The sequence below is a fragment of the [Zimmermannella] alba NBRC 15616 genome, assembly GCF_001570905.1.
GTDB lineage: Bacteria > Actinomycetota > Actinomycetes > Actinomycetales > Microbacteriaceae > Pseudoclavibacter > Pseudoclavibacter albus.
In genome coordinates this window covers 47,314-60,907 of record NZ_BCSO01000002.1, presented here as the reverse complement: position 1 = coordinate 60,907, position 13,594 = coordinate 47,314, and the positions used below count along the sequence as shown (strand labels likewise).

General features: G+C 65.9%; 12 protein-coding genes. 7 read left to right on the top strand and 5 right to left on the bottom strand.

Annotated features, from left to right (window positions below):
• Positions 1-132 precede the first annotated feature (132 nt).
• The 3 genes from rfbB to ZAL01S_RS02945 are packed head-to-tail and all read left to right on the top strand — an operon-like array spanning position 133 to position 3,157.
• Entirely contained in the window at positions 133-1,119 is a 987-nt protein-coding gene (gene rfbB / locus ZAL01S_RS02955; protein WP_066079507.1) for a dTDP-glucose 4,6-dehydratase, read from the top strand.
• 32 nt (positions 1,120-1,151) lie between these two features.
• Positions 1,152-2,012: a dTDP-4-dehydrorhamnose reductase gene (gene rfbD / locus ZAL01S_RS02950; protein ID WP_066079882.1), complete on the top strand. Its 861-nt coding sequence runs from the start codon at positions 1,152-1,154 to the stop codon at positions 2,010-2,012.
• The gene (locus ZAL01S_RS02945) at positions 2,009-3,157 is read left to right on the top strand and encodes a glycosyltransferase family 4 protein (RefSeq protein ID WP_066079505.1); all 1,149 of its coding nucleotides are present in this window, start codon (positions 2,009-2,011) and stop codon (positions 3,155-3,157) included. Before rfbD ends, ZAL01S_RS02945 begins: the two co-directional genes overlap by 4 nt.
• Positions 3,158-3,176: 19 nt before the next feature.
• Here the strand turns inward: ZAL01S_RS02945 and ZAL01S_RS02940 are convergent, their stop codons facing one another.
• From ZAL01S_RS02940 to ZAL01S_RS02930, 3 genes are read right to left on the bottom strand one after another with little or no spacing between them, the layout of a single operon-like run.
• Positions 3,177-4,553, bottom strand: coding sequence for an LCP family protein (locus ZAL01S_RS02940; RefSeq protein WP_159421554.1), 1,377 nt, complete (start codon positions 4,551-4,553; stop codon positions 3,177-3,179).
• 47 nt (positions 4,554-4,600) lie between these two features.
• A complete protein-coding gene (gene purE, locus ZAL01S_RS02935) occupies positions 4,601-5,152 on the bottom strand; it encodes a 5-(carboxyamino)imidazole ribonucleotide mutase (protein WP_066079500.1) in 552 nt (183 codons plus the stop codon).
• 58 nt (positions 5,153-5,210) lie between these two features.
• Positions 5,211-6,341: a 5-(carboxyamino)imidazole ribonucleotide synthase gene (locus tag ZAL01S_RS02930; protein WP_066079499.1), complete on the bottom strand. Its 1,131-nt coding sequence runs from the start codon at positions 6,339-6,341 to the stop codon at positions 5,211-5,213.
• A 143-nt stretch (positions 6,342-6,484) separates the two neighbouring features.
• On the opposite strand from ZAL01S_RS02930, the gene ZAL01S_RS02925 reads away from it, so the two are divergent.
• Positions 6,485-7,108 carry a GtrA family protein gene (locus tag ZAL01S_RS02925; RefSeq protein WP_244875311.1) on the top strand — a complete coding sequence of 208 codons (624 nt, stop codon included), beginning with the start codon at positions 6,485-6,487 and terminating at the stop codon, positions 7,106-7,108.
• On the opposite strand, the gene ZAL01S_RS02920 is transcribed toward ZAL01S_RS02925, so the two are convergent.
• Together ZAL01S_RS02920 and ZAL01S_RS02915 are read right to left on the bottom strand one after the other, a co-directional pair.
• Positions 7,105-7,902 (bottom strand): biotin--[acetyl-CoA-carboxylase] ligase, encoded by a 798-nt coding sequence (locus tag ZAL01S_RS02920; RefSeq protein WP_066079495.1) that lies wholly within the window; start codon positions 7,900-7,902, stop codon positions 7,105-7,107. The two genes, ZAL01S_RS02925 and ZAL01S_RS02920, sit on opposite strands and share 4 nt — an antisense overlap.
• Positions 7,902-8,813, bottom strand: coding sequence for a hypothetical protein (locus tag ZAL01S_RS02915; RefSeq protein ID WP_066079493.1), 912 nt, complete (start codon positions 8,811-8,813; stop codon positions 7,902-7,904). The genes ZAL01S_RS02920 and ZAL01S_RS02915 overlap by 1 nt, the downstream gene beginning before the upstream one ends.
• Before the next feature lie 177 nt (positions 8,814-8,990).
• On the opposite strand from ZAL01S_RS02915, the gene ZAL01S_RS02910 reads away from it, so the two are divergent.
• The 3 genes from ZAL01S_RS02910 to ZAL01S_RS02900 all read left to right on the top strand — a co-directional run bounded on the left by ZAL01S_RS02910 (position 8,991) and on the right by ZAL01S_RS02900 (position 13,559).
• Entirely contained in the window at positions 8,991-10,628 is a 1,638-nt protein-coding gene (locus tag ZAL01S_RS02910) for an acyl-CoA carboxylase subunit beta (RefSeq protein ID WP_083523006.1), read from the top strand.
• Entirely contained in the window at positions 10,628-10,879 is a 252-nt protein-coding gene (locus tag ZAL01S_RS02905; protein WP_066079492.1) for an acyl-CoA carboxylase subunit epsilon, read from the top strand. Before ZAL01S_RS02910 ends, ZAL01S_RS02905 begins: the two co-directional genes overlap by 1 nt.
• Before the next feature lie 160 nt (positions 10,880-11,039).
• On the top strand, positions 11,040-13,559 hold the full coding sequence (locus ZAL01S_RS02900) for a choice-of-anchor M domain-containing protein (protein ID WP_159421553.1): 2,520 nt from the start codon (positions 11,040-11,042) through the stop codon (positions 13,557-13,559).
• Positions 13,560-13,594: the final 35 nt, after the last annotated feature.

Below are 13,594 nucleotides of genomic sequence, written 5' to 3'. Positions count from 1 at the left end.
GTGCGCCCGATCACGCTCGGCCGCGCGCCTGGCTGGCGCCCAGGGCCAGCAAAGTAGAATCACCAGGACCGCGCCACCGGCCCGGCAGCCCAGCCAGCCCGCGCGCACGACCGCACACAGCAAGGACGATTCATGAAACTCCTCGTCACCGGCGGAGCCGGCTTCATCGGCTCGAACTTCGTTCGCCGCACCCTCGAAGATGCATACCCCGGCCTCGAAGGCGCCGAGGTCGTCGTGCTCGACGCCCTCACCTACTCCGGCAACAAGGAAAACCTCGCTCCGGTCGCCGACTCCGAGCGCTACACCTTTGTGCACGGCGACATCCGCGACGACAAGGTCCTCGACGAGTGGATTCCGCAGGTTGACGGCGTGGTGCACTTCGCCGCCGAGTCGCACGTCGACCGCTCGGTCCGTGACGCTTCGATCTTTGTTGAGACGAACGTGCTCGGCACGCAGAAGCTCCTCGACGCCTGTCTCCGCCACGGCATCGACCGCTTCGTGCACGTCTCGACCGACGAGGTCTACGGCTCGATCGAAGAGGGCGAGTGGACCGAAGAGTGGCCGCTCGAGCCGAACTCGCCGTACGCCGCTTCGAAGGCGGGCTCCGACCTCATCGCGCGCAGCTACCACCGCACGCACAAGATGAACATCTCGATCACGCGCTGCTCGAATAACTACGGCCCGTACCACTTCCCTGAGAAGCTCATCCCGCTCTTCGTCACGAACCTCATGGACGACAAGCACGTGCCGCTCTACGGCACGGGCGAAAACGTCCGCGACTGGCTCCACGTTGACGACCACTGCCGCGGCATCGCCATGGTCTACACGAAGGGACGCGCTGGCGAGGTCTACAACATCGGTGGCGGCACGCAGCTCACCAACGTTGAGATCACGAAGAAGCTCCTCGAGCTCATGGGCAAGGACTGGTCGTACGTCGACCACGTCGAAGACCGCAAGGGCCACGACCTTCGCTACTGCGTCGACATCTCGAAGATCCAGAAGGAACTCGGCTATGAGCCGCAGGTTCCCTTCGAGCAGGGCCTCGCTGACGTCGTCCAGTGGTATCGCGACAACCGCGCCTGGTGGGAGCCGCTCAAGGAACGGGCTGCTCTCTCGTGAGCGACGTCGCAGCACTGAAGGACCCGTCGGAGATGGTCTACCTTGTGACCGGTGCCGCCGGCATGCTCGGTCAGGACGTCCAGAAGGCACTGGCTGGTCGAACGGTCATCGCGAAGGACCGCACCGAGCTCGACATCACCGATGCAGCAGCGGTCGCTGAAGCGCTCAAGGGTGTGGATGTCGTCATCAACTGCGCCGCGTACACGAACGTCGACGGCGCGGAAGACGACCGCGAGGGCGCCATGCGCGTGAACGCTGAGGGCCCCGCAGTCCTCGCTGAAGCCTGCGCCACCGCCGGCGCGACCCTCGTGCACTACTCGACCGACTACGTCTTCAAGGGCGACGCAAGCTCGCCGTACCCGGAAAACGGCGCCTACGACCCGATCAACGTCTACGGCGAATCGAAGGCTGAGGGCGAGAAGGCCGTCACGGCTGGCAACGGTGCGAAGAGCTACATCATCCGCGCCGCCTGGCTGTACGGCGCTGGCGGCCCGAACTTCGCCAAGACGATGGCCCGCCTTGCCGCCACGAAGCCGGAGATCTCGGTCGTGAACGACCAGCTCGGCCAGCCGACCTCGACGGCCGACCTCGCCGTGCAGACGGTTCGCCTCCTCGACGCGGGTGCACCCGCCGGTATCTACCACGGCACGAACTCGGGCCAGGCCACCTGGTTTGAGTTTGCGCAGGAGATCTTCGAGGCTGCTGGCTACCCGCGTGCGAACGTGAAGCCGACCGACTCGGCTTCCTTCCCGCGCCCGGCTGCTCGTCCCGCGTACTCGGTGCTCGGCCACGACGCGTGGACGCGTGCTGGCATCCCCGAGATGCGTGACTGGCGCGAGGCGTTCCACGACGCTGTTGCCCAGGGCCTCTTGGAGGACGAAACCTCGGCATGACGACCCTCCGCCTCCTTCTCGATCCACTCCTTGACGCGCGACCGAGCGGCACCCGCCGCACGGCCGTGAGCCTTGCCCGCGAAGTTGTTCGCCGGGCGCCTCACGGCACGAGCGTCGAGGGCGTCCTCCCCAAGGTGGGCGTGGATGAGGAGGAGGCGGTCTCGGCCGAGATCCCCGGCCTCGCCGAGGTGTCGCTGGCTCGCCGCAAGCGCGAGTCGCTCACGAAGAATTGGCCGCGAGGGCACTCGCTCTCGGCTGCTGGCGGCGGTTTCCTCCACTCCTTCAACCTGTGGGCACCGATGAAGGACATTTCGCTGAGCTACGGCATCGATCAGACGGTCGTCACGCTCGAAGACCTCGCCTTCCTCACGCACCCCGAATTGGTCACGCCCGACGAGGTGAAAGCGAAGGAGCTGCTCCTCAAGCGCGCCTACCGCTTCGCTTCGGCAATTGTCACACCCACGAATGCAGTGGCGGACGAACTCCTCGAGCACTACAACTTTGGTGACCGTCTCCGTGTTATTGGTGGTGCCTCCTCGCGCACGATTCGCCTCCCGGACGACTATGACGAGGCCGAGCAGATGGCTGAATCGCTGGGTCTTCCCGATCTCTACGTCGTCACCCTCGCCGATCTTGAGCCGCGTCACGGCCTGGAGCACGCACTCCGTGCGATCGCCCGTCCGGAGCTTGAGGGTCTCAAGCTCGTCGTGGTGGGGCAGCGCGAGATTCCTGGCCACAGCTTTGACGAGCTGCTCGCTCGCACCGGATGCCCGGCGGAGCGCGTCGTCCACCTTGGCGTCATCCCCGACCCGCAGCTTGCAGTGGCCCTGCAGCGTGCCGCCGCGCTTCTCGTGCCGAGCCTCGCTGCTGGCTTCGGTCACCCGATTGTTGAGGCGTTCAAGTTCGGGACGCCCGTCATCCATTCGGATGCTCCTGCCCTCGTCGAGGTGGGTATGGATGCGACACTCGTCGTTGAGCGTGGCGATCTCTCAAGCTTCCACGAGCGCCTGTGCTGGGCGATTGCTCGTGTCCTCTCTGACGAGACGGTCGAGCGTCGACTGCGTATCGCCGGCCGCGACCGTCAGGGCGTCTACCACTGGGGCTACTCGGCTGAGCAACTCTGGACCCTCCACGCCGACATCTAGCCGCTGAGCGGCTCAAGCACTACGCGACGGCGCGCTCGTCTTCGGGATCGCGCGCGAGGCCCTGCGGCGCACCGTCCTCGCTCGGCGTCGGCGTCGCTTTCGGGTCCTGCCTGATGGTCGCCTGGACCGAGTCGAGGATGAACTGGAGGTCCGGGTTCTCAATGTCGATGAGCGGCGGCACGAGGTCCAGTCGCTGCGAACCTGCCGAGCGGGACTTCAGCGCGAGGTCAGCGAAGACACCCGCCATCCCCTCCGGAAGATCGGTCGTCACGACCTTCGCGATCGCCTGGCTCACCGGCCCGATACGGCCCGAGAGGTTGCCCGGCGTGAACTTCTGGATGATCGCTTCTTGCAGCTGGCGCTGGCGCTCCATGCGCGCGAAGTCCGTGGACTCGTAGCGGGACCGCGCGTACCAGAGCGCGATTTCCCCATCCATGTGCTGCATACCGGGCTCGATGTAGGTGGTCGGCGGCGCCCAGCCCTCCGAGCCGTCGTCGTTGATGCCGAGACCGACCCGCTCCTTCACATCGATGTCGACGCCGCCAAGCGCGTCAATGAGATCGGCAAAGCCCTGCATGTCGACCATCGCGTAGTACGGAATGTCGAGGCCCGTAATGCCTTCAACAGCCTCTCGCGTGGCCTCGATACCGGGCGTGCTGCCCCGGGCCTCGGCGTCCGGGTAGAAGTCCTGGTGGTACACCTCCACCTCGGTGTAGACCGAGTTGAGGTAGCAGACGTCCACGTCGCAACCCTCGTAGAGCCCGCCGCCGTAGTAGTCCTTCATGGGGCCGTCAGCGAAGCTGAAGCGTTCGAGGTTTCGCGGCACGCCGATCGTCACGAGGCTTCCCGTGAACGCGTCGAAGCTCATCACCGAGATCGAGTCAGGGCGTCGTCCCTCACGGTCGGCGCCCGAGTCACCGCCGAGCAGCAGGATGTTGAAGCGCCCGTCTGCCGGCATCGTGATGCTTGCGGAAGGGCCGCCAAAGAGGCTCGTTACGAGGCCCTTCGCCTGGTTCGTGAGCGCGGAGGCCCAGGCTGCGGCAAAGAACGGCACCATCATGCACACGATCGCGAGCATGGCCACGAGCCCGCGCGCGTAGGGGTCGACCTTGATGAGACGGGTGAGCCGTAGCGTGTCGAGGGTCGAGAGGGCCCAGAACCCACCGACGATGAAGAGGTAGATGGCGAGGAGCGTGAGCCCAAGCCCGGTCGAGAAGGCGAACATGAGCGGCCCGCGAAGGACGAACCACATGATCGCCGCGATAATGACGAGGCTCAGATTGAAGAGCCAGAAGCGCAGCATGAATCGACCAAAGCGCGTGTTGCCGGCGAGGGTTGATCCGGCGCCGGGGATGAGGAAGTTCGCGCCGAGGAGCCACCAGGCCCGTCGGGTCATGAACTCCCGCGAGCTGGTGTCCGGATAGCGGAGGGGCCGCTCCTGGTTCATTCGGCTCCCGACACTCGAGCCTTCAGGGCAGTGTTTTTCGTCTCGACGAGTGCTTCGAGCTCGCGCGCGTAGTTGGCGAGGCGCGCCTGCACGTCCGCGTCGAAGGCACCCACGATGCGTGCGGCAAGAAGGCCCGCGTTCTTCGCGCCGCCGATCGACACCGTCGCGACCGGGATGCCGCCCGGCATTTGCACGATCGAGAGGAGCGAGTCCATACCGTCGAGGGTCTTGAGCGGCACCGGCACACCAATGACCGGGAGCGTGGTGAGCGAGGCAGTCATGCCCGGGAGGTGGGCTGCCCCGCCCGCACCGGCGATGATGACTTTGAGGCCACGCTCGGCGGCTGCGCGGCCGTAGCGGACCATCTTGTCCGGCGTGCGGTGCGCGGACACGACTTCCACCTCGCAGGGGATGCCAAGCTGAACGAGCACCTCGTGCGCCGCCTGCATGACGTTCCAGTCGGAGTCGGACCCCATGATGATCCCGACCAGGGGCGCCTGGCCCTCACCGGATTCGCAGTCGACGATGTTCGATGCAGTGTCGCTCATGCCGTACAGGGTACGGCGACGACACTTCGTGACGAAGGGGACTTGCCGGGGCAGGATGCTACGCGAGCGCTTCCGACTCGAAGATGGCGGCAGCAGCCCGCGCCGCAACGACGGTGCTCTCGAGCTCCTGGCCGATCGCGTTCACGTGGCCCACCTTCCGACCCGGGCGTGCGCTCTTGCCGTAGGTGTGGATCTTCACAGCGGGCTGCTCGCGCATCGCTTCCGGGAAACGCGTCGTGACGTCTTCCCCCTGCGGACCACCGAGGATGTTCACCATGACGGCGTGCGGTGCGACCATGCTCGGGTCGCCAAGCGGGAGGTCGAGGACGGCACGCAGGTGCTGCTCGAACTGGCTCGTGAGCGCACCCTCCTGCGTCCAGTGACCGGAGTTGTGGGGGCGCATGGCGAGCTCATTCACGAGGAGGCGGCCATCGGCCGTCTCGAACATCTCCACCGCGAGGACACCCGTCACCTCGAGTCCCTCAGCGATGAGGCGCGCAATCTCGGCGGCACGGTCAATCGTCTCGGCGCTGGCGCCCGGAGCCGGCGCAATGACCTCGGCGCATACGCCGCGCACCTGGACGGTCTCGGCAAGCGTCCACTGAGCGGATGCGCCGGAGGGACGGCGTGCGATGAGCTGGGCAAGTTCGCGCGTGAACGGCACCTTCTCTTCAACGAGCAGCTCAGGGAAGTCGGTGAACCAGTCGGCCGCCTCGGCACCTTCGCGCACGACGCGCACACCCTTGCCGTCGTAACCACCGCGCGGTGTCTTCACCACGGCTTCACCGCCGTGCTCGCGGATGAAGGCGTCGACGTCTTCGACGCTTGCTGCGCTCGTCCACTCAGGGATGGGTGCGCCGAGTTCGGTGAGGCGGCGTCGCATGTCGAGCTTGTCCTGCGCGAAGCGGAGGGCGCCAGGGCCGGGGTGGACGGTGTGACCGGCAGCGATGAGCTTGTTGAGGATATCGGGGGGCACGTGCTCGTGGTCGAAGGTGATGACGTCCACTGTCTTCGCGAATTCGAGGACAGCCTCGCGGTCTCGGTAGTCGCCGACCTGGGTGACGGCCGGGCGCGCGCTCGAGCCTTCCGCCTCGCCGAGCACCTTGATCTCGAGGCCGAGTTCGATGGCGGGTGGCACCATCATGCGCGCCAGCTGGCCTCCGCCGATGACTCCGATGGTCTGCGCCATGTCCGCTCCTTTTCCCGCTCGCGGACGCGCCCATCCGCCAGCAGCCTCGTCGACGTGTGCCCCGTGCCGGGGTGCCCCTCGATTGTCGCAGACGCTCCGACCTAGACTGTGTCTCTGCCTTGCCCAGAACCGAAAGCGATCCGGTGCCTTCTTCTCTCCGCCCCCAGGATGCCGAGCACGACATCCCTCAGAGAAACGCTGCGGATGCCACGCCGCACACCCTCGGCGATGAAGCCCCGGTGTCGGATTTCGTCAGCCTGGTCGCAGCCGAAGAAGCGCAGGCCGACGAGCAGCACTCCCCCATCTCGCGCATGGATCGCTTGAAGGCACTCGCGGCGCAGCTTGTGCGATTCGGCCTCGTTGGCGGCATCGGTTTCATTGTGGAAACCGCCGTGTTCAACGCACTGCTCTTCACGGTCCTCGCACCGACGGTCGTGCCGGGTGGCGAGTTGTGGGCCAAGGTTATCGCCACGCTCATCGCGATCGTCACGAACTGGATCGGCAACCGGCTCTGGACCTTCCGTCACGATCGCCGGAGTGACCGCGGCCGCGAGGGGCTCGAGTTCTTTGGCGTGAGCCTCATCGGCCTTGTCGTCGGTCTCATCCCGATTTGGGTGACCGGTCAGCTGCTCGGCCTCACCGGCCCGATCGCGCTCAACCTGGCGAATATCGTCGGTCTCGGACTCGGCTCGATCTTCCGCTTCGTCTGCTACCGCTGGTGGGTGTTTTCACCCCACCGTCACCGGCAGAGCGACGTCGCAAACTAGGACGCAGACGGGTCGAGGTTCGGGCGAACGCGCTCGACATCGGCGGCTGAGAGGGCGCGGCGTGAACCGTCCTCGAGTCGCAACTCGAGTCGTCCGTCTTCGAGCACGGCGATCGCTTCACCCGTGATGACCTCGCCACCCGGGAGGCTGGCGCGCACCTGCTGCGACACCGTATCGCAGTGCTCCTGCAGTTCCGCGAGGAGGCCTGCGATCTTCGGCGACCAGGCCGCGTTCACGAGTCGATCGACGCGGTTCATGAGGGCGTCGGTGATCAGCGTGGGGAGTTCCTCAATGATCGCGTCGCTGAGCTCTGCCCCGGCGAGCGCCAAGGAGGTTGCGTGGGGCACGGGAAGTTCATCCTCGGCCAGCAGCACGTTGAGGCCGATCCCGACGGATGCCGCGAGCTTGCCGGGCATCGGGTCGAGGAGCTCCGCGAGGATACCGGCCGACTTCCGCCCGTCGATGAGGAGGTCATTCGGCCACTTGATCGTCACCGAGTGATCCTCGGGCACGAGGGGGCGCACAACCTCGCGCAGCGCGAGACCTGCCGCGAGCGCGAGCCACGGGAAGCGCTCGCGCGCCGCGTCCGTGTCGGGCGCTGCCACGAGCACGGAGAGGGCGATCGTCTTGCCTGCGGGCGCAATCCAACTGCGACCGTGACGTCCACGCCCCTTCGTCTGGGTGTCGGTCACAATGGCCGTGCCGCTCGGGAGCGCGCCGCCCGCATCGCGCCAGCGCGCGCGCAGCTCGTCATGGGTCGAGGGGGTTTCGGGAAGTTGAATGAATTCAGGCATTAGGAGTTCAGGATCCAGCTCGGGGCAAAGAAGCACAGGCTCGCCGCGGCAAGGCAAGCGACGGTAAGCAGGCCGGAGAACCAGCGCGGCTGGTCGCCGGTGATGAAGCCGATGAGTCCGAAGACCGCGGCGAGGACGAACACGGGCATCGCCCACACGAGCTGCACGAAGGCCACGCTCGGCGCAACGGCGCCAAAGCCGATCATGAAGACGGCGAGGACGGCGAGCAGCACCGCCCGAGGCGTGTGCGGTGCCTGCGGAAGCTCGTCTTCGCTGCGGGCATAGGCGGCGTTGTGGAAGCGAAGGCCGACTTCGCTCGGCGCTGCGCTCTCGCGGAAGGCGCCGTCACCGTCGAAGTGGCGGGCCAGGCCGGGCAGCGTGTAGCCGTCGCCGTCGTCCATAAGTTCTGGGAGTCGGGGTCCACGCACGCGGCCACGCTTGGGGGTCTCCGGCTGTGCTGCTTCGGCGGTCTCGTTCGACGCGTCGACGTGGCCTGCTTCGGCAGCATCCGTCGTGGTGGTGTTGGCTGCCTGCGCGCGCTCAGCCCCACGCTCAGCCAGCGCCTCGGCGCAGCGGGCCGCCTTCCGCTCGGCGCGACGCGTTGCCGGGACATCTTCGGGGTTCAAACGGTCAAAGGGGCCAGCGTCCGACTCATCCTGGGGCGCATTGTCACGAGACGTGCCTGGAGCGGAGCTCCGGAAGATCGCGCGCAGGGCAAGCGGATTCGTGTCGTGGTCCGCGTCCGTGTCGCCACGGCCAATGACGGGGACCGCGACGGTGTCGGCGGTGCGGGATGCCTCGGCCTCGGCACGCGCCGCGGCACGCTTTGCGGCCGGCGCGTCTTCGATTGGAAGTTCTCCGAAGGGCGATGCCGGGCAGGAACGGAATCCGTCCTCGCGGTGATCGCTCATGGTGCTCCGAATCAGTCGGCGGGTGCGCGCGGTCGAGCTTCGCTCGGTGCGGTGAAGAGGCTCTGCAGCGAGCGTAGTGCGCAGAGCTTGAGGTTGTAGGTTCCCGCAGCGAATATCGGCATGCAGTTGTAGACCACCGCAAACACTCGGCACGGGACTCCTTGTAGCATGGCGACGATGAACGCCTCGACCAGCCCCAGCTCCAACGAAGCCGCCGCCAGCGACGCCGCCGCGCGGATCGAGCTGACCACCACGGCAGCCCGCCTCGAACAGCTGCGCGATCGCCACCGCGAAGCGGTGACCGACGCCGAGACCATTTCGGCCGAGAAGCAGCACAAGAAGGGCAAGATGACGGCCCGCGAGCGCATCGAGGGGCTCGTCGACCCAGGCAGCTTCGTCGAGCTCGACGAGTACGTTCGCCACCGCACGACCGCCTTCGGCATGGAGAAGCGCCGTCCGTACGGCGACGCGGTCGTCACCGGCATCGGCACGATCCACGGCCGCCAGGTCGCCGTCTACTCGCAGGACTTCACGACCTTCGGCGGCTCGCTCGGAGAAGTGGCCGGCGAGAAGATCGTGAAGATCATGGATCACGCTCTCAAGGTGGGATGCCCCATCATCGGCATCCTCGATTCGGGTGGCGCCCGCATCCAGGAGGGCGTCGTGGCCCTTGGTAAGTACGGCGAGATCTTCCGTCGGAACACTGCAGCGTCTGGTGTCATCCCGCAGATCTCGATCGTCATGGGCCCTGCCGCGGGTGGCGCGGTTTATTCCCCCGCCCTCACCGACTTCGTCATCATGGTCGACAAGACGAGCCACATGTTCGTCACCGGCCCGGACGTCATCAAGACCGTCACCGGTGAAGAGGTCGGCTTTGAAGAGCTCGGCGGTGCGCTCGCCCACAACAAGACCTCAGGCGTCTCGCACTACCTCGCCGAAGACGAAGAGGATGCGCTCGACTACACTCGCGCGCTGCTCTCTTACATCCCGGACAACAACCTCGCCGAGCAGCCGCTTTATGAGGCGACGGTCGAGCTCGAGGTGACCGACGAGGACCGCCAGCTCAACAAGATCATCCCGGACTCCCCGAACCAGCCGTACGACATGCAGGCGGTCATCGAGGCGATCGCGGACGACGGCGAGTTCCTCGAGGTGCAGCCGCTCTACGCACCGAACATCGTCGTCGGCTTTGCCCGTGTCGACGGCAGCCCCGTCGGCATCATCGCAAACCAGCCGAGCCAGATGGCCGGCACGCTCAACATCAACGCGGGTGAGAAGGCGGCACGATTCGTGCGCTTCTGTGATGCGTTCTCGATTCCGATCGTCACGCTCGTGGATGTGCCCGGCTACCTGCCCGGCACCGATCAGGAATGGTCGGGTGTCATCCGCCGCGGCGCGAAGCTGCTGTACGCCTACGCCGAGGCGACGGTGCCGCTCGTTACCTGCATTCTCCGCAAGGCCTACGGTGGCGCGTACATCGTCATGGGTTCGAAGCAGCTCGGGGCCGACCTCAACTTTGCGTGGCCGACCGCCGAGATCGCGGTCATGGGTGGCCAAGGTGCGGTGAACATCCTCTACCGCAACGACATCAAGAAGGCCGAGGAGGCAGGCGAGGATGTCGCGGAGCTGCGCACCCGCCTCGCGGACGAGTACACCTACAACGTGGCCTCGCCGTTCCTCGCGGCTGAGCGCGGCGAGCTCGATTCCGTCATCGAACCCGCTCAGACGCGTCTCGTCATCACGAAGGCGCTGCGTGCCCTACGCACGAAGCGCGCATCGCTGCCGCCAAAGAAGCACGGAAACATCCCGCTGTAATGGTTGAGCCAACGAAGAATGAGGGCGCACCCCTCGCGATGCCCACTGGCAGCATCCACGGCAATCCGAGCGAGGAGGAGTTCGCGGCAATTGCAGCCGTCTTTGACGCGCTCGCCGATGAACTGGCAGCACAGGACACACCTCGCGATCTGCCGACGGAGCAGAGCCGTTGGGTCAAGTCGCAGCGCGCGATGCGCAGCGTGAATCAGGATCCCTTCGCGCCCGACCCCTTCGGCAGCCGGTACGCCTAGCCACACACCCACTATGACCGAACGCCCGCCACATTCTTTGTGCGGGCGTTCTGCTTCGTCCCCACCCACGCCCCAATTGCAAACGCCTATCATTACTTTCAGCATCCATTCGGGATGCTCAGAGCTTTCGCTCGGACTTCATCGATTTGAAAGGTGCTCTGTGCCAACCATCTCCCAACGAGGGACACGGGGCCGCGCGCGAGTGTTCGCGCTCGGTTTCGCGCTCGCGACGCTCATCGCAGCTCCCGTGCATCTCGCAGCAAGCCCTGCCTTCGCAGGCCCTGATGACAGCAAGTACGTGGCCACCGAAGGGCACGTCGACTCACCCAAGGTGTTCTGGAACGGCACCACCTTTGAGCTCAAGAGCGAGCACGGACAACCCCGTCCACTCGAGGACACCGTGAACTACCTCGGCAAGGGGTACAACGCCGACGAGCAAAAGTGGTTGTTCACGGTGCCCGAGAACGAACCCGCACTCGACTTCCTCGGCGAGCCCGGAAGCACCTGGTTCCAGGCACCCCAGATGCCGGGCTGGGGCAACCAGCCGATCTGGTCGGGCTTCGGGGCAGATGCCGGTGTGCCCGCCGACCAATTCCGAGATGCGCTCTTCACGCTCGACATTGTCGAGGCGGAGGGCCCGGGCCAGGTCGAGTGGTTTGCCTGGCCAGGGTCCTCCCCGTCCGCGACGCGCGTCCCCGAACGATTCTTCAGCACGAGCGGGGCCGAGGCGCAGAGCCAGTCGCTGCAGCCGGGAACCCACACCCACAACTTCACGCTCTTCGAGAAGCCCGGTCGCTACAACATCACGTACCGTGCGACCGCGCGAGCGAAGGACGGCACGATCATTGCCTCAGAGGACACCTCGCTCGCATGGCAGGTGGGTGGAGCACGCCCCGGCTCGCTCACAGCACCCGCTGCGAGCACGGAGGCTCCAAGTAGCGCATCCAACTACCGCTTCACCATCGCCCCCGCACCTGCTGACAAGGTCGATGCCCGAGATGCCGCGAACACGGCGAAGCTCAGCCTGGGAACCCTCGAGCTTGGCGCGGCAGTGAACGGCACCGCCGAAGTATTCATCGACGGCCACCACTTCACGGATCTCGCCGTCACCAATGGACACGCGGAGTTCGTTGATTTCCTGGGCGACGACGCGGCGAAGTTCCAGCTGCGCTTCACGCCGTCCTCCGGTTCTGCAGCCCCGTCCTGGACCTCGTCCCCGATCGACTGCGCGTCCGGACGCCCCGAGGTGACGACCACTGGCACGTCGGATGCCGAGCTGATGACCCCGATCGACGCAACGACGGAAGGTGACTTCCCGACGGTCAGCTACACGCCTGTGCGTCCGGCAACCATGAACGCGGGCCTCAAGCCAGGTGTTGGGACTGACACCTTCAGCGTCAACGTTGCGATCGACGATCCCAAGGTGTTCGGATTCCTCGACGTCATCCACTACGAGCCCGGTAATGACCGGCCCTCATCGACGTACACGTACTGGATTCCGGGCGGCGCGAACGTGGATGCCCGGGTGGAGTTCGCCTCATACATGGCCGGCGGGAAGATCGTTGCCCGTTTCCGACCACATCCACTCATTGGCACCGAGGTCACCGAAACCGTCTTGAGCAACGCTTACAAGGTGGGCGAGACCACGACGACAACCGCGACAATCAAGCCACGCGCTGACGGCTCGAGTCCGGCCCCCACCGCGACGCCCACACCAACACCACCAAGCCAGGATCAGTGTTCCGATCGAGTGCTCCTGGATCACGGCCACATCGACATGGCCTCAGCTGTCCTTGACGGTTCAACACTCAAGATGTTCGTGAAGGACGACACTCGAATCGCGGCAAGCGGCAGCGTCGACCGGGATGCGTCGGACGTCGCCATCGTGGCCAGTGATGCCAGCAAATTCACTCGCGACGCGCGCCAGTCAGGAGCCGCCTGGGACCGCGTACTCGCCCCGATCGGCCAGGAGAACTACCTGTTGCCCATGACGCAAGTGAACGATCTACCTTGGCCGGGCTACTCGACAGAACGCGTCGACCACTCGCGGCTTAACGGACCGCTCACACTCTCGCTCACGAACGTCCGTGGACCCGGCGACTTCGCCATGTTCCAGGCCGACACCTTCGGCGGCAGCCCCAAGGAGATTCTTGGCTCACGAGATGGCGCGCCGACCACAATCTCAATCGACTCGTCAACGCACGCGCACGCAGCGTGGTCGTTCACGAAGTCCGGTGTATACGAGCTTGATCTGAAGTACACGGGCAAGCTCAAGGATGGGACGGCGCTCGACAGCGGCGTGAAGACCATCCGCTTTGCCGTCGGCAGCGCTGGCAAGTCAGAGCTCTGCGCATCTGAGGCGACGGCGACACCCGAGAGCCCTGCCGCAACGGCCACCACGTCACCGACACCGACCGACGAGACCCCGGCTGGTGCACCTCAGCCTGCCGAAGCGACACCGGATTCCGCTCAAGCGGCAGCGTCGGCGTCGCCACATGCGGGCTCAACGTCGGCGTCGCCACATGCAAACGTTCAATCGGCAGATGCCCGTGGGCATGGCACGCTCGCCAGCACCGGTGTCGACGTGTTCGCCACGCTTCCAATCGCAGGCATGCTTGCCGTCCTGGCACTTGCCTTGACGTGTGCGGCGCTGCACCGAGGTCGGCGCGACGAGGCATGACGTACGAGTGCGGGACGCGGCTGTTTCAGTCGCGT

Bases quoted from the DNA above. Each gene is read 5' to 3' on its own strand.
- rfbB (WP_066079507.1), top strand. From the start codon at position 133: ATGAAACTCCTCGTCACCGGCGGAGCCGGCTTCATCGGCTCGAACTTC.
- rfbD (WP_066079882.1), top strand. From the start codon at position 1,152: ATGGTCTACCTTGTGACCGGTGCCGCCGGCATGCTCGGTCAGGACGTC.
- ZAL01S_RS02945 (WP_066079505.1), top strand. From the start codon at position 2,009: ATGACGACCCTCCGCCTCCTTCTCGATCCACTCCTTGACGCGCGACCG.
- ZAL01S_RS02940 (WP_159421554.1), bottom strand. From the start codon at position 4,553: ATGACCCGACGGGCCTGGTGGCTCCTCGGCGCGAACTTCCTCATCCCC.
- purE (WP_066079500.1), bottom strand. From the start codon at position 5,152: ATGAGCGACACTGCATCGAACATCGTCGACTGCGAATCCGGTGAGGGC.
- ZAL01S_RS02930 (WP_066079499.1), bottom strand. From the start codon at position 6,341: ATGGCGCAGACCATCGGAGTCATCGGCGGAGGCCAGCTGGCGCGCATG.
- ZAL01S_RS02920 (WP_066079495.1), bottom strand. From the start codon at position 7,902: ATGCCTGAATTCATTCAACTTCCCGAAACCCCCTCGACCCATGACGAG.
- ZAL01S_RS02915 (WP_066079493.1), bottom strand. From the start codon at position 8,813: ATGAGCGATCACCGCGAGGACGGATTCCGTTCCTGCCCGGCATCGCCC.
- ZAL01S_RS02910 (WP_083523006.1), top strand. From the start codon at position 8,991: ATGAACGCCTCGACCAGCCCCAGCTCCAACGAAGCCGCCGCCAGCGAC.
- ZAL01S_RS02905 (WP_066079492.1), top strand. From the start codon at position 10,628: ATGGTTGAGCCAACGAAGAATGAGGGCGCACCCCTCGCGATGCCCACT.